The organism is Phaeospirillum tilakii (genome assembly GCF_042683125.1).
GTDB lineage: Bacteria > Pseudomonadota > Alphaproteobacteria > Rhodospirillales > Magnetospirillaceae > Phaeospirillum > Phaeospirillum tilakii.
The window spans coordinates 1-16,591 of the sequence record NZ_JBHUIY010000029.1; the positions used below are offsets into that span (position 1 = coordinate 1).

Annotated in this window: 13 protein-coding genes; 5 read left to right on the top strand and 8 right to left on the bottom strand. The window is 68.6% G+C overall.

Annotation, left to right across the window (positions count from 1 at the left end):
* The coding region (locus ACFSNB_RS13580) for a hypothetical protein (RefSeq protein ID WP_377317453.1) at positions 1 to 309 on the top strand (309 nt) is incomplete at its 5' end.
* A gap of 19 nt (positions 310 to 328) precedes the next feature.
* Here ACFSNB_RS13580 and ACFSNB_RS13585 read toward each other — a convergent pair.
* Genes ACFSNB_RS13585 through ACFSNB_RS13605 form a run of 5 tightly spaced genes read right to left on the bottom strand, consistent with a single transcriptional unit; the run spans position 329 to position 6,687 of the window.
* A complete protein-coding gene (locus ACFSNB_RS13585) occupies positions 329 to 1,810 on the bottom strand; it encodes a lipopolysaccharide biosynthesis protein (RefSeq protein WP_377317455.1) in 1,482 nt (493 codons plus the stop codon).
* On the bottom strand, positions 1,797 to 2,720 hold the full coding sequence (locus ACFSNB_RS13590; RefSeq protein WP_377317457.1) for a hypothetical protein: 924 nt from the start codon (positions 2,718 to 2,720) through the stop codon (positions 1,797 to 1,799). The genes ACFSNB_RS13585 and ACFSNB_RS13590 overlap by 14 nt, the downstream gene beginning before the upstream one ends.
* Positions 2,720 to 3,928: a glycosyltransferase gene (locus ACFSNB_RS13595; protein WP_377317459.1), complete on the bottom strand. Its 1,209-nt coding sequence runs from the start codon at positions 3,926 to 3,928 to the stop codon at positions 2,720 to 2,722. The genes ACFSNB_RS13590 and ACFSNB_RS13595 overlap by 1 nt, the downstream gene beginning before the upstream one ends.
* A 22-nt stretch (positions 3,929 to 3,950) precedes the next feature.
* Positions 3,951 to 5,546, bottom strand: coding sequence for a VPLPA-CTERM-specific exosortase XrtD (gene xrtD, locus ACFSNB_RS13600; protein ID WP_377317461.1), 1,596 nt, complete (start codon positions 5,544 to 5,546; stop codon positions 3,951 to 3,953).
* Entirely contained in the window at positions 5,536 to 6,687 is a 1,152-nt protein-coding gene (locus ACFSNB_RS13605; protein ID WP_377317463.1) for a glycosyltransferase family protein, read from the bottom strand. The genes xrtD and ACFSNB_RS13605 overlap by 11 nt, the downstream gene beginning before the upstream one ends.
* Positions 6,688 to 7,007: 320 nt before the next feature.
* Here ACFSNB_RS13605 and ACFSNB_RS13610 point away from each other — a divergent pair, with 320 nt between their 5' ends.
* Together ACFSNB_RS13610 and ACFSNB_RS13615 are read left to right on the top strand one after the other, a co-directional pair.
* Positions 7,008 to 7,949, top strand: a complete 942-nt coding sequence (locus ACFSNB_RS13610) for a glycosyltransferase (protein ID WP_377317465.1) — start codon at positions 7,008 to 7,010, stop codon at positions 7,947 to 7,949.
* 72 nt (positions 7,950 to 8,021) lie between these two features.
* Entirely contained in the window at positions 8,022 to 8,918 is an 897-nt protein-coding gene (locus tag ACFSNB_RS13615) for a glycosyltransferase family 2 protein (RefSeq protein WP_377317467.1), read from the top strand.
* A 28-nt stretch (positions 8,919 to 8,946) separates the two neighbouring features.
* Here ACFSNB_RS13615 and ACFSNB_RS13620 read toward each other — a convergent pair whose 3' ends face one another.
* Together ACFSNB_RS13620 and ACFSNB_RS13625 are read right to left on the bottom strand one after the other, a co-directional pair.
* Positions 8,947 to 11,358, bottom strand: a complete 2,412-nt coding sequence (locus ACFSNB_RS13620) for a tetratricopeptide repeat protein (protein ID WP_377317469.1) — start codon at positions 11,356 to 11,358, stop codon at positions 8,947 to 8,949.
* 169 nt (positions 11,359 to 11,527) lie between these two features.
* The gene (locus ACFSNB_RS13625) at positions 11,528 to 12,157 is read right to left on the bottom strand and encodes a hypothetical protein (protein WP_377317471.1); all 630 of its coding nucleotides are present in this window, start codon (positions 12,155 to 12,157) and stop codon (positions 11,528 to 11,530) included.
* A 360-nt stretch (positions 12,158 to 12,517) separates the two neighbouring features.
* Here ACFSNB_RS13625 and ACFSNB_RS13630 point away from each other — a divergent pair, with 360 nt between their 5' ends.
* Positions 12,518 to 13,891 carry an undecaprenyl-phosphate glucose phosphotransferase gene (locus ACFSNB_RS13630; protein WP_377317473.1) on the top strand — a complete coding sequence of 458 codons (1,374 nt, stop codon included), beginning with the start codon at positions 12,518 to 12,520 and terminating at the stop codon, positions 13,889 to 13,891.
* Between the two features lie 71 nt (positions 13,892 to 13,962).
* Complete coding sequence (locus ACFSNB_RS13635; RefSeq protein WP_377317475.1) at positions 13,963 to 15,102, top strand: acyltransferase family protein; 1,140 nt, start codon at positions 13,963 to 13,965, stop codon at positions 15,100 to 15,102.
* Positions 15,103 to 15,183: 81 nt separating this feature from the next.
* Here ACFSNB_RS13635 and ACFSNB_RS13640 read toward each other — a convergent pair whose 3' ends face one another.
* Positions 15,184 to 16,257, bottom strand: coding sequence for an ExeA family protein (locus tag ACFSNB_RS13640; RefSeq protein ID WP_377317477.1), 1,074 nt, complete (start codon positions 16,255 to 16,257; stop codon positions 15,184 to 15,186).
* Between the last annotated feature and the right edge of the window lie 334 nt (positions 16,258 to 16,591).

A 16,591-nucleotide genomic window follows, 5' to 3' on the forward strand; every position in this document is an offset into this window, starting at 1 on the left:
GCGCGGGCGCTGGCCCAGGCGGTGGGCAACCGGCTGCGCCGCCTCGGCGACCGCCTGCCCCGCCGCGCCCCGCCGCCAGCCGCGCTGGTGCTGACCGCCGCGCCCGATCCGGCCCGGCTGGCCGAAGCGCGCGCCGAAGGGCGACAGGTGCGGCATCACCCCACCGAGGGGACCGGACTGGACGGTCTCGCCCCGGCCGAGTTGACCGCGCTGGCGCTGACATTGGCCCGGCTCGGCCCCGGCACCGGCCTGATCGGCGCCGAACCGGCCCAGCCCGATCTGCGGCCGTTCCTGCTCGAAACCGCCTGATCGCCTCGGCCGGGACCGTTCAGCCGGGCGGACAGGGGGCCGGGCGCCGCAGCGACCGCGCCAGATCCCGCGCCCGTCCGGTCAGGAAGGCGAGGCAGGACCGTCCGTCGGGAAACAACGCCACCACGGCGAGATAAACCGGATAGGACAGGACGAACAGCGCCCCCGCCAGCCAGATATCGACCGCGACCAGCCGCGACAGCGCCAGATGCAGCCCGGCCAGCGTCGCCGCCGCGACCAGATGCGGCAGCATCGACCGCACCAGCGCCCGCAGCGAAACCGGCCCGACCCGGGTGGTCGCCCACCACAGCAGCGGCCCCTGCACCAGACCGACGCCGACATAGCAGGTGGCCACCCCGATCGCGCCCCAGGGCAGCCCGACCACGAAGGAGGTGATGAAGACGATCGAACTGAGGATGCCATAGTTCCGCATCTCGCGGGTGCGGTCCTGGGAGATGAACAGCCAGCCGGTGGTATGGGTGATCTGGGAGAGAACGGCCCCCACCGCCAGGACCGAGAAGATCGGGGCCACCCCGCCCCATTGCACCCCGAGCAGGGTGACCACCAGCACCGAACTGTGGCAGCCGCCGAACACGATGGCGGGAAAGGTGACCAGGACGATGAATTCGAGGACGCGAAGATAGGCCCGGCGATAGGCGGCCGGATCATCGGCCAGTTTCGCCAGCAGCGGCAGAACCACCCGGGCAAACGGGGCCGACACCTGGGTCAGCGGCAACAGCAGCAATTTGTAGGCGCGATCGTAGAGGCCGAGCTGCTCCTGTCCGAGATAACGGCCGATGAGGACGTTGTCGAGGTTCCGGGCGAAGAAATTGAAGAAGTTGAACCCGGTCAGGTTCAGCCCGAATTTCAGCGCGCTCCGCCCGGCCCCGACCCAGCGGGGCGGGCCGGGGATCCACCGGGCCGCGCGCCAGGACAGCGCGACCGAGACGAGGGTCGTCACCCCCTGGGTCAGCATCAGCGACCAGTATCCCAATCCGTGGACGGCGCCCGCCACGCCGCAGACCGCCCCCGCCAGGAAAGCGAGGACGTCGATTTTAGCCAGATCCAGGAAACGGAGGTTCCGGTTCAGCAGCGCCTGATGCTGCGCCCCCAGGGCGTTGAGCCAGAGGAACGCCCCCGACAGACCCATGATCGCGACGACATTCGGCTCGTGATAGAACGCCGCCGCGACCGGGGCCAGGGCGAGGCACGCCACGCCGATGAACAGCCCGGCGAGGCAGTTGCACCAGAAAATGAAGCTGAGGATCTCCTGATCGACCTCGCGCCGCTGGATCGTCGCCTGGGACAGCCCCAGGTCGGACAGGATCGCGACGAAGGCCACGATCGGAGCGACCATCGCCACCAGTCCGAAATCGCCCGGAGACAACAGCCGCGAGATGGCGACCTGGTAGCCGAACTGGAGGGCGAACTTGACGATCTGCGACGAGGAACTGACCAGAACGCCGTTGACCGAAGCCTTTTTCAGATCATCGTGGCCCATGGTCCTCCCCCCACGCCGCCGGCACCGCCCCCGGCAGGCCATAGCGGGCGACCATCCGGGCGATCTGGCGGTCGTTGGCGTCCTGGGCGAGGTTGTCGTTCCACAACGCAACCTCCTGGGTGCCGTCCCAGAACACCAGCCCGGCGCGATCGCCGACACGGCGATAACGCATGCCGTTGCGCCGCCCCATCCAGTACAGCCAGACATCGTCGGCCTGGGGACACAGATCGAGGAACGCCGCCCGGTCGCGCACCTCGGGATGAAGCGAGCCGGGCGGATACAGCACCCCGCCCACCCCGGTCGGGAAGATCTCGGTCGAGTCCCCGTCCCGGACCGTTTCGAACCCCCAGGCGCGATAGGGACGCAGGCCGCCGTCGCCGTCGCGGCCGACCAGATGGGCGCGCCGGCAGACGATCCGGTCGGGCCGGCCCTCCCAGCCCGTGACCAGTTGCCGCAGCCAGTCGGCCGGGTAATAGAGGTCGTCGTCGGCGGTGACGATCACCGCGTCGGGAAAGGCCTCGAGCGCCGGAATGATCTTCTTGTAGGAGCGCAGATCCTCGGTGGCGGCGATGGTCAGGCCGGCCCCGCGCAAGGCCAGCACCGCCGGCGGCAGCAGGGCGAGATCGGCATGGGCGACCCACAGCACCACCCGGTCCGGCCGCAGATCCTGGGTCAGCAGGCATCGCAGGGTGAGGGCCAGGGTCGGGAAACGCGGCGGATAGGAGGTCAGCGACACCACCAGCGGCGCCGTCAGGCCATGCGGCCGCCCGGGACGGCGCGCCGCCCAGCGCAGGGCGGTCCTGACCAGAGCCCAACGCACCGTCAGCCGCCACAGCAGATGCCGCCGGCGCCAGGACAGCCCGGGGCCGATCCGGCGCCCCAGCCGGCACAGTCGGTCAGGCCAGGACATCACCGCCGCGCCTCCTCCCCGGTCAGACCAGCCGCCAGCTTGCCGCGCAGGCTGGCGCCCAGCGCGGCGGCGGCGCCGGACGGGCCGCGCCAGCGCCACAGCACCCGGACAAACCCGGCGGCCAGCCCCGGCCGGCCGGCGGCCAGGGCCTCGCGGCCGCGCCACACCAGCGGCTGGGCCAGCGCCGCCACCATCGCGGCCCCGAAGGCATTGGCGCGGGCGAGATCGGCCACCGCCGCGATCACGTCGGCCCGGCCGGGCAGATCGGCGCAGCCATGCTTGCCGAGCAGACAGCGGCGGGCGATCGCCAGTTCCGCCGGCAGCGGCGCCGCGCCGTCCCCCAGCCGCACCGCGACGGCGAGATCCTCGACCGCCTCGTCCCACATCTGCCGCCGGGCGAACACGCAGCCGCGTTCGAGCCGGGCCGCCCGCTCCCGCCCCGGCCCGCTCAGCCCGGCCAGGGCGCGGGGCAGAAAATCGGCCACCGCCATCTCCCGGCGCAGGTCGCGGAAGATCGCCCGGTCATATTCGGCCCAGCGCGCCATCATCTGCCCGGCGCGGATCTGCTCGGCCCGGGTGCCGCGCAGCCCGCCATGGGCCCGTTGCAGGAACAGCGGCGCGTCAACGAAGCGGGCGGGAAAATGCCGCAGCAGACGCAGCCCCATCTCGTAATCCTGCGACCGCACCAGATCGGTGCGGAACGGCCCGACCCGGCGGTAGCCGTCCCGCCGCACCAGGGTGGCGAACTGGAACAGGAAGCAATCCTCCAGCAGGGCACGCAATTCGTCGCCCTCATGCGCCTCGGGCCAGTAATCGGGCGGACGCGCCGCCGCCGGCCCGGCGGCATGATCGAACACCAGATAGCGGCCATAGGCCAGCCCGGCGGCCGGGTCGGCCGCCAGCGCCGCCTCGAGCCGCGCCGCCGCCTCGGGCAGAGCGAGGTCGTCATCGTCGCAGATCCACACCAGATCGCCGGAAATCAGGTCGAGGGCGCGGTTGAGCGCCACCGACTTGCCGGCATTGTCCTGGCGGCAATAGCGCAGCCGGGCGCCATACGCCGCCACCACCTGGGCGGTGTCGTCGTTCGAGCCGTCGTCGATCACCAGGATCTCGTCGAGCGGCCGGGTCTGCCCCAGCAGCGAGTCGAGGCAGGCCCGCAACAGGTCGGCGCGGTTGAAGGTCGGAACGATCGCGCTGATCCGGCTCATCTCATCCTCCTGGCCGCCGCCCTCATCGCGCCGGCTCGCAGCGGCCGAGCCGCGTCGTCAACGCCGGCCGGACCTGGGCGAGGAACGCCGCCAGCCGGCGGTCGGCCGCGTCCTCGGTCTCGCTTGGGGTCAGCGCGGTCGAGAGGCGGACCAGCGCGCCATCAGACCGGTGCAGCCGGAGCGAATCGACCAGCAGCCACCATTTCAGCGCGGTCTGGCTGGTCAGCGAGCGGCAACGCTGGTCGAACCAGTAATAGACCAGTTGCCGCGCCTCGCCCTTGCCGACCAGGATCCGCCGCACCGGCTGATCCGCCCCGTCGGCCAGCGGCACCGCGCGGACCGCGTCGGCGAGGATCCGCCAGCCGGCGCCGGGGATGCAGCTGGCCGGGCTGTGGGTCATCCCGCCGACCCGCTGGCGGCTGTAATAGGCGACGTAGAAATTGACCGGGGGCGCCGGTTCGCCCGCCCGGCGGAAATCGGCCAGCAGATAATCCTGCAATCGCAGCACGCCGAGCAGCGCGGGATCGAGCGTCAGCGGCAGACCGCTCCATCCCCCGATCTCGGGGGGGAAGCCTGCCAGCGGGCGGGGCGTGTCGGACGGCGGATCATCCGCCGGGGCGAACCAGCCGGCCGCCGCCGCCAGCGCCGCCGCCAGCGCCAGCACCGCCAGTCCGCCCCCGGCCGGCGCGACCGCCAGCCGGCCGGACCAGAACGGCGGGCGGGGCAGCGTCAGGTAGTCGAGGCAGATCCGGTCGCCCCGGCCCAGGCGCACCAGCAGCGCCGCCTCGGCCAGCAGCACCGCGATGCACAGCACGAACACCGTCCAGCCCTCGACCTCGTGGATCACCCCTTCCGCCGCCGCGATGCCCCAGGTGTTGACGGCGACGCCGATCAGGGTGATCCGCAGCGAATTCATCACCAGGGCGATCGGCACGGTCGACAGCAGCAGCAGCAGCCGCTTCCACAGCCGGCCCTTGAAGACATAGGCGGCGAGGTAGCCGAAACTGACCATCGGGAACAGATAGCGCAGGCCGGAGCAGGCCTCGATCACCTGAAGGCGGACCTGCCCGAGATCGATCACGTTGCCGTCCTGATAGACCGGCACCCCGCCCAGTTCGAGGAACCACACCCCGAGCGAGGAGGACACAAACTGCAATTCGGACGACAGGCCGCTGTAGAGGATGTTGGGCAGCGGGATGGCGAAGCAGAGATAAAGCAGACTGGGCCAGCAGATCCGCAGGAACGCGGTGCCGAACGCCGCCACCGGCACCGCCGCGATCGCCAGCACCAGCCCGTAAAGCGACAAGGCGACGAAGGCGGCATGCTGGCCGACGAACAGCAGGGCGAGCGCCAGCGCCAGCAGCACCGCCCCGACCCAGGACGGACGCGGCTCGGGCCGGGCCTGGCCGAGCTGGTGCAGCCCGATCAGCAGCGCCAGCAGCGGGATCAGCGGCCCATGGCTGTATTCCTCGCTGCGCCACACCGTCAGCAGGTCACCGAGCGGCCCGGCGAACGCCGCCAGCACCGCCAGCAGCGACAGCGCGGACAGGCCGCCGGGGACGACCGCCTCCCCCCTCGCTCCCAACCGGCCGGGTTGCTGCCGGGGGTCAGGATTCACGCGTGGCTCCTGGGGTAGAAACGCTCCGGCCCAGCTCTTCGATCAGGTCGCGACACTCGGACTCATCCAGCCGGAACAGGCGCGGGTCGCTCGCGGCCAATTGCCCGGTCAGCCTGACATAGCCGGCAGGGGTCAGGTTGGACAGGAACACGATCATCGCCGCCTCGACCGATTCATCAAGCCGCACGCCAAGATCGTGGCGGGCCAGCCAACGTCCGGTTTCGACCGAGGCCACCGCGATCGGCACGGAACCATGCAGGCAGCTTTCATAGAGCCGGTTGGGCAGCAGCCAGGAGGAATTGAGTCCCTCCTGGTAATAATCAATCGCCCAGCAAAAATGAACCTTGGCGTAAATATCGGCCAAGTCCTCGCCGCGATAGCCACCGTGCCAGACGATATTGGGATAGGGCCGCACCTCGTCGGGCAGAGAGGCCAGAGCCTCGCAGCACAGGCCGCCACGTAGATCGATCTCGACCGTATCGGAAAAACGACGGGCCAGCGCGATCAGGACGTCCAGGCTGCGCCGGCACCGCAGGTTACCGAACCAGCCGATCCGCCAGGGGGGGCCCGGCGGACGCGACGCGACGGCGGCACGCGCGGGGTAGACCTTGTTCTCGACCAACACCACCGGGGGGTGACCGAGTTGGAACTGGTCGAGATACCGTTCCGCAAAGGCCGGCGAACTGATCAGGATCCGCCCGCAATCGCGCAACAACCAACGTTCCAGCCCCCGCAGAGCGACAGACAGCGGACCATCCCCGACCATCAGGCTGTGGATGTCGATCAGTTCGTAAACCAGTCCGGCGCGCGGGGCGAACAGCCGGCGGGCCAGCCAAGCCAGCAGCAGCATTTCGAGATTGCGGGCGACCACCAGATCGGCCCCCCGGCAGGCACGCCCCCAAACCGCGAGGCCAAACGCGGCCCGGATCACCTGGACCGCGCGCAGGGCCAGACGGCTGTCGTGGGTACGGCCAAGATCGGTGGCCGCGACCCCCGCCACTTCCGCAACCGGCGCCTCGCCGCGGCGAAAACCGAGCAACCTGACCCGTCCTCCCCCCGCCAGAAAGGTTCTGACCCGCCGCTCAACATTACCGTTGCCCAGATCGTGGACGAGATAGACAACCGAAAGCTCTTTCGTCACCGACTGCGTTCCCCGTCGTTAGCGCGGCTTCCGCCGGCCGCTCCTTCTCCGCTGCAAAAGCCGCGTCACTATGATTTTTCCATGATGCGGCTGTCCATTGAAAAGCGATTTTTATCGGTATATTTTAACCAAAATTGATAAAATTCTCTCCCTAACCGATCCTGGTGGCACCCCCGTTGCCACTACCCCCCGACCCGACGGATCAAGCCGAGCCCGACGTGACACTGCCAGACCAGCCTTCGGACGGAAGCCTCGCGACACCCGAGGCAAACGACCGTCCTCCCCCGTCCCCCGCCCCGGATCTCGCCCTGTCGATCGTGATGCCGGCCCTCGACGAGGAACGCCACATCGCCGCCGCGCTGGCCTCGCTGGCCGACGACGATCCCCGCATCCGCGAGATCCTGGTGCTGGATGGCGGCAGCCGCGACCGCACCCGGGCGATCGTCGCCGAGTTGGCCCGCCACGATCCCCGCATCCGCCTGCTCGACAATCCCGGCCGGTTGCAGGCGGCGGCGGTCAACCGCGCCGCCGCGCTGGCCGACCCCGCCGCCACCGTGCTGGTGCGGGCCGATTGCCACGCCGTCTATCCCCCGGGCTTCGCCGCCGCCGCCGCCGCCCGCCTGCGCGCGGTCGGCGCCGAGTCGCTGGTGGTGCCGCTGCTGACCGCCGGCACCGCGCCGCTGCAACGGGCGATCGCCGCCGCCCAGAACAGCCGGCTCGGCAATGGCGGCGCCGCCCACCGCCGGCCCGGCCCGGGCGGCTTCGTCGAGCACGGCCATCACGCCGCGTTCGACCGCGCCTTCTTCCTGCGGGTCGGCGGCTATGACGAGCGTTTTTCCCACAACGAGGACGCCGAGCTTGATCTGCGCCTCGCCCAGGCCGGCGGGCGGATCTGGCTCGAACCGGCGCTGGCGGTGACCTATTTCCCGCGCGACCGGCTCGGCGCGCTGGCGCGGCAATATTTCAATTACGGCGCCGGCCGGGTCCGCACCCTGCGCAAGCACCGCCACCGGCCCCGGCCGCGCCAGATCGCGCCGGTACTGATCCTGGCCGGCTGCGCCGCCGCCCTCGCCGCCGCGCCATGGCTGCCGGCGGCACTGGCCCTGCCCGCCGCCTATCTGCTGCTGTGCGGCGGCTGGGGCGGCGTCGCCGCGCTGCGCCGGCGCGATCCCGCCCTGCTGGCGATGGGGCCGGCGGCGGTGACGATGCATCTGAGCTGGGGCGCCGGCTTCCTGCGCGGACTGGCGCGGCGGGCCGGCTGAAACGGGCGGCCCTTCGCGCCGACCCGTGATGGCGGCGAGCCCGCCCGCGCAGCATGAGAGGAGAGAGGGACCGTGGGGATCGAGGATCAAGAGGAACCGGCCGCCGAGGTGACGGTGTGCATCTGCACCTTCCGCCGGAGCAGCGTCGCCGCCGCCATCGCCTCGGTGGCGACCCAGAGCGTCCCGCCGCCGCCGATCGTAGTGGTCGATAACGACGAAACCCCCTCGGCCCGCGCTACCGTCGAGGCCGCCGCCGCCGCCAGCGGGGTTGATCTGCGCTATGTTCATGCGCCGGCCCGCAACATCTCACGCGCCCGCAACGCCGCGCTCGACGCGACGGCAACCCGCTGGGCGGCCCTGATCGACGACGACGAGGTCGCCGCCCCGGGCTGGCTGGCGGCGTTGATGGCGGAACGGCACGGCCACGCGGCGGTGATCGGGCCCGCCATCGCCCTTTATCCCGAGCAGGCGCCCGCCTGGCTGCGGCGGTGCGACTTCCACAGCAACCGGATTTCCGGTGATCCCGCCAACGCCTATACCGCGAACGCCCTGCTTGATCTCGCCCTCGTCCGCCGCCTCGGCCTGCGTTTCGACGAGGCCTACGGCCAGACCGGGGGCGAGGACACCCTCTTTTTCCGCGCCCTCGCCCGGGCGGGCGGGCGGATCCATTACTGTCCCGACGCGGAGGTCCACGAAGAGGTGCCGCCGGCGCGCGCGACGATGCGCTGGGTCCTGCGGCGCCGGTTCCGGTCCGGCCAGACCCACGGCCGCCAATTGTCGCTTTTCAGCCCACGCGCCTACCGCCTGCTGCCGGCAACCGCGCTGGCCAAGGCGGCGGTTGCCGCCCTGGTCGCGGCAGTGCTGTGGCCGGTCGATTGTCGCTGGCGCCGCTGGGCGGCCCGGGCGGCGCTGCATCTTGGCGCCCTTCATTTCACCCTCACCGCGTCGATCCACCGCGAATACGCCTGACCCGCGCGCACCCCCTGCCCTCCCCCGGCTAGCGCCCGCCACCCGGGCCCAGATCGCGCAGGGTCCGCCGGGCCTCGTCGAGACCGGGATAGGGCTCGGGGCTGTTGACCGCCAGCTGAAGGTGGCGGGCGGCATCGTCGCGCCGCCCGGCCTGGGCGTAGATCTCGCCCAGATGGTAGTGAACCTCGGCCGGAATGTTGGTGGCGGTGGCGATGCGGTCGGCCAGCACCAGGGCGTTGGCGATCCGCCCCTGGCGGCGATAGACCCAGGCCAGGGTGTCGAGCGCGGCCGGATTGTTGCTGCCGAGGAAGCGTTCCGCCACTGCGGCGGCACGATCGAGCGCCTTCTGGTCGGAATAATGCAGGTCGGCGATCAGCGCCGCCATGTTGTTGGCGGCGACGTCGAGGCCGGGATTGTTGCTGAGCAGGCTGTCGTAAAGGGCGATCGCCTCGCCCGGGCGGCCCATGTCGCGCGACACCGCCGCCAGCTGCATCGGCAGGCGGACGTCGTTGGGCACCTCGGTCATGCCGCGCCGCAGCACGTCGGCGGCCTGGGGCAGGTTGCGCGCCTCCATCTCGACCCGGGCGCGGCCGAGGAACGGCTCGGCCCGCTTTTCGCCGCGCGAGATCGCCCGGTCGAACACCTCGGCCGCCTGCTCGGCGTCGCCCTGGGCCAGATGGATCTCGCCCAGCAGGGTCAGCGCGAAGGCCGTCGGTTTGGGCATCGATTCGAGGAAGGTCCGGGCGGTGTCGAGCCGCTTGCTCTGGTTGCAGGCGGCCAGCAACGCGGTCAGGGCGTGTTCGGCCAGCGGCTGATCGGGCCCGGCCTCGACCGCGGCGATGTATTTGGCGATCGCCTCCTGCGGCTTCCCGGCGGCCTGCAGGATCTGGCCTTCAAGGAAAGTGACCACCACGCTCTGATCGGGGAGACGGGCAAGGGCCTCGACCGCCTCGCGCGCCTCGCCCAGCTGGTTGTGGGCGAGGGCGAGCCGGGCCTGGGTTTCCCACACCACCGGGAAGTTCGGATTGATCTCGGCCGCCTGGGCCAGGATGTCGCGGGCGTGAACGGTGTCGCCGTTGGCGTCGGTCAACTGGGCGAGGCGGACCCGGGCGCCGGGGTCCTCGGGAAAGGCCTCGACCAGTCGGGTGGCGGTATCGACCGCCAGATTGAGATAACCCTGGCGCATCAGGGCTTCCGCCAGCAGCGGCAGGGCCTGGGGATCCTTCGCCCGCTCGCGCAGGATCGCGCGCAGGTCGGCCACCGCCTGTTGGAGCCTGCCGTCGTCGAACGCGAGCGAGGCGCGCAGCAGCAAGGCATTGCGGTTGGACGGATCCTTTTTCAGCACCGCCGCGATCAGGGTCTCGGCCAGGTCGCGGTCGCCGCGGGCGAGGCTGACCTGGGCCATCAGGGCGCGGGCGTTGAGGCCGGACAGCTCGGTCCGTCGTCTGACGACGATCTCCTCCAACACCGTGACCGCACGATCGAACTGGTCGTGGCGCAACAACAGTTCCGCCAGCCAGAAATAAGGCTCGACCACCTCGGGCGCGGTAGCAACGAAAGCGCGGGCTTGGTTTTCCGCCGCCTCAAGGCCACGCTGCTCGCCCAGCAGCAGGATCAACTGCCGCTCGAACCCAAGATCACCGGGATGCGCGGTCAAGGCTTGGCGCAACACCTGCTCGGCGGCGTCAATCCGCTGCCGCTCGGCCAGTTGTCGGGCCAGTTCGCCCCACACCGGGCGGGCCTCGGGGTGAGCGGACAGCAGATCGCGATAGGTGCGCTCAACCCCGTCGGCATCGCCTTGGCGGCCGAGCAGATCGATCTTGAAGGTCAGCAATCGGAGATCTCCTGGCACCAGGGCCAGGGTCTCGTCGATGGCCGCGACCGCCCGGGCGGTCTGGCCGCGCCGACTGAACACGGTGGCGCGCACCGCGGTGGCGGCCGAATTGCGCGGATCGAGCCGGCTGGCCTCCATCGCCTCGGCCTCGGCGGCGGCCAGATCGTCGCGCTTGAGCAGCAGCGCCCCCTTGAGGGCATGGAGTTGTGGATTGTCGTGCTCGATCTCGAACAGGGTATCGAGACGGCGGGCGGCCTGATCGAGATCGTCGGCAGCGATATGGATCTCCACCAGCTTCAGCAGCGCCAGAATATGGCGGGGGTCCTGCTGTTCGGCCCCGACAAAATTGCCATAGGCAGCGCCGAGATTGCCTTGTTTCTCGTCCAGGAGGCCCATCCGGTACCGCACCTCGGCGTCGGTCGGCAGAATCCTGATCGCGTTGCGATATTCAAGGCGCGCCTTGTCATACTCGCCTTTCTGAAAGTACTCATTTCCCCTTTGGATGTATTTTCGCTCCCTTGAAGCGAGATCGTCGCAGGCAGAAACCAGCATGCCGGCCAGAAAAACCGCCAGTGCGACCATCATTTTCCCGTTGCTCATCCCCATCCCCACGCCGCCGCCGGCAAGTCACAGGTTGAAAATATTCATAGATAATTCTTTTATAAAATGACCTCCCCGTCAAACCAGGAAATGTAAGGAAACGACAACGGCGGGGGGAGAAGCCCCCCCCGCCGAAACCTGGGCCAAGTGTCGCCTGAAAGACCAGGGCCGCGGATCAGGCCGCCTTGCGCCGCAACCGTCGGCCGAGCAGACCACCCAACACCAAGGCACTGCCAAGCAGCGGCAGGGCTCCGGGGAGAGGCACGACCGTGGTGCTGATGTTGTCAACATAAAGCGCGCTACCGCCGCTTTTGCTGATGACGATCTTGTAGATGCTGCTGGACAGGCCATGCGTTATCGCGGCTAGATCAACATTTCCCTTAAACCAGGTTATCTTTTCGACATATTCAACGGCATTTTTCATAGCCGCATCCGTATAAATAGTAATGTGAATTTTTTCACCAATCGGCAATAGAGTGTAATACTTAAAATTACTCACACCAAATTTCGTTCCGGCTGAAAATGATATCGAGTTTGACCCTGAAATTTTCAAGGTATAATTATTTGTGAGCGGAATACGGACAACATTGCCATCGATTCCACTCCAGTCAAAATTATAATACTTGCCACCTAAGGTTGATCTATAATCACCGAAACGCAGAGTGACCGGATCACCGATCGACATGCCCTGCAAGTGAACGTAGTCACCATAACCGTTCCAGTTGGCGTAAGAGGCGACCGGAGCAACGATGCTGGAGGCCACCAGGGCTACGACCGCAAGCGCGGCCTTGTACAAGACGTGCATGATCCCCCCTTGAATGTAACGACTTCGACAGTCACAAGCACGAACCATGCCGAAATACGTAAACCAATGTTTTATATAAACAAAAACACAACAAGCCCCAGAGAGTGTCAAGCCCAGCGACGGATGGCCGCGATGCAGCGGCGGCCCTGGGAACCAGAGTGTCGCATATCTTTACAATTTAAATTTCCAGGATTCCTTTCGCCTTTCATGCTATCAGGAAGGACACCGCTTAAGCGCGGGTGAAGACAAACGAGAGCGGAAATGATCCAGATCGGAGCAGCTGAAAAGTCGTGCCGAGGGGAGCGCGAATCAACCGGGCACCCTCAGCTGCCTCCCTGCTCGCTGTGCCGGGCCTGCGTGATGTTTGGCCTCGCGGTGGGCGACCATCTGCTGCTGGCCGGGGCCTATGCGCTGTCCTATCTCGACGCCGCCAGTGTCGGCGGGTTCGACACCGACCTGTGGCGGGGCGCCGACGCGCTGTTTTGCCTTGGCCTGCTGTACCTGCTGATGGCCTCGGGCGGTTACCGGGTGACGGCGCTGGCCGGCATGCCGTCGCAGATCACCCGGCTGCTGGTGATCGGCTGCGGGCTGATGACGTTCGAATGGCTGGGGCTGGTGACGCTGGATTTCGCCGACCATTACCACTGGCCGCTGCACGGGCCGCTGACGGTGGTGGGGGTCGGGGTGGTCGGCATGGCGCTGACGCGCCTGCTGCTCGACCGGGCGCTGCTGCGGCTGGGCGAGGGGGGGCGAATCGCCCGCACCGTGGCGATCGTCGGCGGCGGGGCGCAGGGGGCGCGGCTGCTGGCGCTGCTGCGGCATCAGCACGAGCCCTGGACCCGGGTGCTCGGCGTGTTTGACGACCGCCGGGGGCGGTGCGACGGACAGACGCCGCCGACCGGCACGGTGGACGACCTGATCGAGCTGTCGCGGCGCCAGCCGGTGGACGAGATCCTGATCGCGCTGCCCTGGGGAGCAGAGACGCGGCTGCTGGAACTGCTCGACAAGCTGAAACCGATTCCCGGCAACATCCGGCTCGCCCCCGACGCGATCGGCTATCACTTCCTCAATGGCGGCTTCGATCGCCTCGACGGGGTGCCGGTCTACAACATCTACGGCCGGCCGATGGGGGAATGGGGCGCGCTGGCCAAGCGGGTGGAGGATCTGGTGCTGGGCTCGCTGGCGCTGATGGTGGCGGCGCCGGTGATGCTGGCCTGCGCGCTGGCGGTCCGGCTGGACAGCCCGGGGCCGATCCTGTTCCGCCAGCAACGCTACGGCTACGGCAACGGGCTGATCGAGGTGTTCAAGTTCCGCTCGATGTATCACGAGGCGCGGGACGTCAACGCGACACGGCTGGCCACCCCCGACGATCCGCGCATCACCCGGGTCGGCCGCTTCCTGCGCCGCACCAGCCTCGACGAGCTGCCGCAATTGTTCAACGTGCTGGGGGGCTCGATGTCGCTGGTCGGGCCGCGCCCGCACGCCACCCAGGCCAAGGCGGCGGGCCGGCTGTATCAGGAAGTGGTGAGCGAATACGGGCTGCGGCACAAGATCAAGCCGGGGATCACCGGCTGGGCCCAGGTCAACGGCTGGCGGGGCGAGACCAACACCGAGGAGAAGATCCTGCGGCGGGTCGAATGCGACCTGTATTACATGGAACATTGGTCGGTGATGCTCGACCTCGAGATCCTGTTCCGCACCGTTTTCGTCCTCGCCGGCCGCAACGTCTACTGATCCGCCCACCCGAGCGGGAAGGGGCGACGGGCGCCCGCCGCAGACGATCCCAGGACAGGAGGAGGAGCACCATGCCATCCGTCACGGCCGCCGACAGACCGGCCCCCTCGCCCCGCCTGCTGCCGCGCTCGCTGTCGATCTATCTCGACATCGTCCGCTTCGCGGCGGCGTTCGGCGTGTTCGCCAGCCATCTGTGCCAGGACAAATTCTCGGGCGGCCTGCTGCCCTGGCGGGTCGGGTCCTATGGCACCCTCTGCGTCACCCTGTTCTTTGTCCTGTCCGGCTATGTGATCGCCCATTCGCTGCGCTCGAACGGAGGTGGTGGCCTTGGCTACGCCCGCGACCGGCTGTCACGGCTTTATTCGGTCGCCCTGCCCTGCCTGATCCTGACCGCCTTGTTCGACGCCATCGGCAGCCGGATCGACCCCGCGCTGTACGTCAACCCGTTCGCGGAGGGAAAGGTCGGCGCGGTGGCGACCTATCTGGCCTCGCTGTTCTTCGTCAACGAATACGGGGTGTTTTCCTTCGGCGGCATCGCGCCGGGAACCAATGCGCCGTACTGGTCGCTGAGCTTCGAGGCGACCTATTACCTCGTGGCCGGCGCGGTGATCTTTCTGCCCCGGCTGCCCGGCCTGCTGCTGTCGGTGGGGATTCTGGCGCTGGCCGGCCAGACCATCCTGGCCCTGTTCGGGCTGTGGATCGGCGGCTACCTGCTTTACACCCACCTGTTCTATCGCGACCGCGGCGCGCTGACGGCGGCCTTGCTGCTCGGCTCGACGATCCTGCTGGTGCAGATGCCGGCGATCGAGCTGCACCTGCGGGCCGACAATTTCGGTTTCTTTTTCCCTTGGGGGCGGGGGGCTTGGAACCGCAACCTGCTGTCCGACTACCTCGTCGGGTTCGCCTTCCTGATCCACATCGCGGCGGCGCGCCGGGTGGCCGAGGCCTGTCCGCACGCGCTTGATCGCATTGGCGGGCTGTGCCGCAGACTGGGCGGCTACACCTTCCCCCTGTATTGCATCCACCTGCCGGCGATGACCCTGCTGCGGGCGCTCAGTCCCTGGCCCTCGAACGACCCGCGCACGCTGGCCTTGATCGTGGCCGGGGTGATGGGGCTGACGGTGGTGCTGACGCCGGCCTGCGACCGGCTGCGATCGGCCCTGCGTCAGCCGGGGCGGCGCCGGACGGCTGCGGCGGGCGCCTCGCTCTGACCTGGGGTGGAGGGGCGCCCGCCCCTCCGGGGGATCGCCAAGGGGCGCGCCCCTTGGCCGGCCGGTCGGGGCCGGCCCGGGTCAGCCGCGCAACAATTCGGCCATTCCCTGCCACAGCCGGCCCAGCCGGCGGCGCGGCGGCGGCGCGACGACCACCGGCGCCACCACCGGCGCGGGCGCGGGCACCGGCGCCGCCTCCCGCGTCACCGCCCGTTCCGGCTTCGGGGGTGGCTCCTGCTGCGGGGGCGGCTCCGGTGCCGGGATCGCCTCGGGCGGGGGGAAGGCGGCGAGGATCTCGGCGCACAGGCGGGCGCGGTCCCATTCGACCGGCAGCTCGGTGAAGGGGCTGAGGCCGGCGCGGTTGCGGTCCTCGGCCGCCTCGATCACCGGTTCGAGCCCGATCGTTTCGAGATCCTCGGAGAAGCCGTAGACCAGGGCGACATCGCACAGCAGGTTGATCAGGCGCGGCACGCCCTTGGTGAAGTAATGCACGGCGGCGCAGGCGCCGTGATCGAAGATGTCGGGACGCCCCCCGGCGATTCCGAGGCGATGGCGGATGTAGAGCGCGGTTTCGACCGGCGCGAGCGGGGCCAGATGGTAATGGACCGACACGCGCTGAACGAACTGGCGCAGTTCGGGCCGTTTCAGGGTGGCGAGCAGTTCGGGTTGGCCGAGCAGGACGATCTGGAGCAGCAGATCGGCCTCGTTGTTGACGTTGGACAGCATCCGCAGCTGTTCGAGGTTTTCGACCGTCAGGTTCTGGGCCTCGTCGACGATCAGCACGGTGCGGCGGCCGGCGGCATAATGTTCGAGCAGGAAGCGCAGGAAGCGTTCGTTGAGTTCGACCGGATCGGCGTCCTGATGGTCGATCCCGAACGCCACCGCGACCCAGGTCAGCAGGCGGCCGACGGTCGAGCCGGCATTGGTGATCACCCCGACCACCAGATCGGCGCGCTCCTGCTTGAGGAAGCGGCGAACCAGGGTGGTCTTGCCCGAGCCGACCTCGCCGCTGATGACGATGAAGCCGGCCTCGCTCATCAATCCGTAATCGAACAGATTGGCGGCCTGCCGGTGCTTGCGGCTGGGGAACAGGAAGGCGGCGTCGGGAAGCAGGGAAAAGGGCTTCCGGCTCAGACCATAGAACGTCTCATACATCTCGCATCCCCCCGCGCGGCGGTCGCGCCCGAGCGCCCCACCTTCTCCCCGCTGGCGCAGCACCAGACCGGCGTCTCGTCAAGTGGTTGATTCAATCGCGCCACCATCCGACCCGGCGCGCTTGGGTTCCGGCGGCAACGGCGGTCAGGCGCGGCAAAATTTTACGCACATTAACACAACTCGTTTCTACCCCTGCGCACCCGTCCGCTTGCATTTTGTTAAAAATCATGAGAATCTCTTAACAATCATTGCGGGAAATAAATCAGCAAGTCTTCCCAAGACAAAACTTATTATTTAAGGCCGAATGCCATAGCAAAATCGGGGGCCTATGCAC

Bases quoted from the DNA above. Each gene is read 5' to 3' on its own strand.
- ACFSNB_RS13585 (WP_377317455.1), bottom strand. From the start codon at position 1,810: ATGGGCCACGATGATCTGAAAAAGGCTTCGGTCAACGGCGTTCTGGTC.
- ACFSNB_RS13590 (WP_377317457.1), bottom strand. From the start codon at position 2,720: ATGTCCTGGCCTGACCGACTGTGCCGGCTGGGGCGCCGGATCGGCCCC.
- ACFSNB_RS13595 (WP_377317459.1), bottom strand. From the start codon at position 3,928: ATGAGCCGGATCAGCGCGATCGTTCCGACCTTCAACCGCGCCGACCTG.
- ACFSNB_RS13610 (WP_377317465.1), top strand. From the start codon at position 7,008: ATGCCGGCCCTCGACGAGGAACGCCACATCGCCGCCGCGCTGGCCTCG.
- ACFSNB_RS13620 (WP_377317469.1), bottom strand. From the start codon at position 11,358: ATGGGGATGAGCAACGGGAAAATGATGGTCGCACTGGCGGTTTTTCTG.
- ACFSNB_RS13625 (WP_377317471.1), bottom strand. From the start codon at position 12,157: ATGCACGTCTTGTACAAGGCCGCGCTTGCGGTCGTAGCCCTGGTGGCC.
- ACFSNB_RS13630 (WP_377317473.1), top strand. From the start codon at position 12,518: ATGTTTGGCCTCGCGGTGGGCGACCATCTGCTGCTGGCCGGGGCCTAT.
- ACFSNB_RS13635 (WP_377317475.1), top strand. From the start codon at position 13,963: ATGCCATCCGTCACGGCCGCCGACAGACCGGCCCCCTCGCCCCGCCTG.
- ACFSNB_RS13640 (WP_377317477.1), bottom strand. From the start codon at position 16,257: ATGTATGAGACGTTCTATGGTCTGAGCCGGAAGCCCTTTTCCCTGCTT.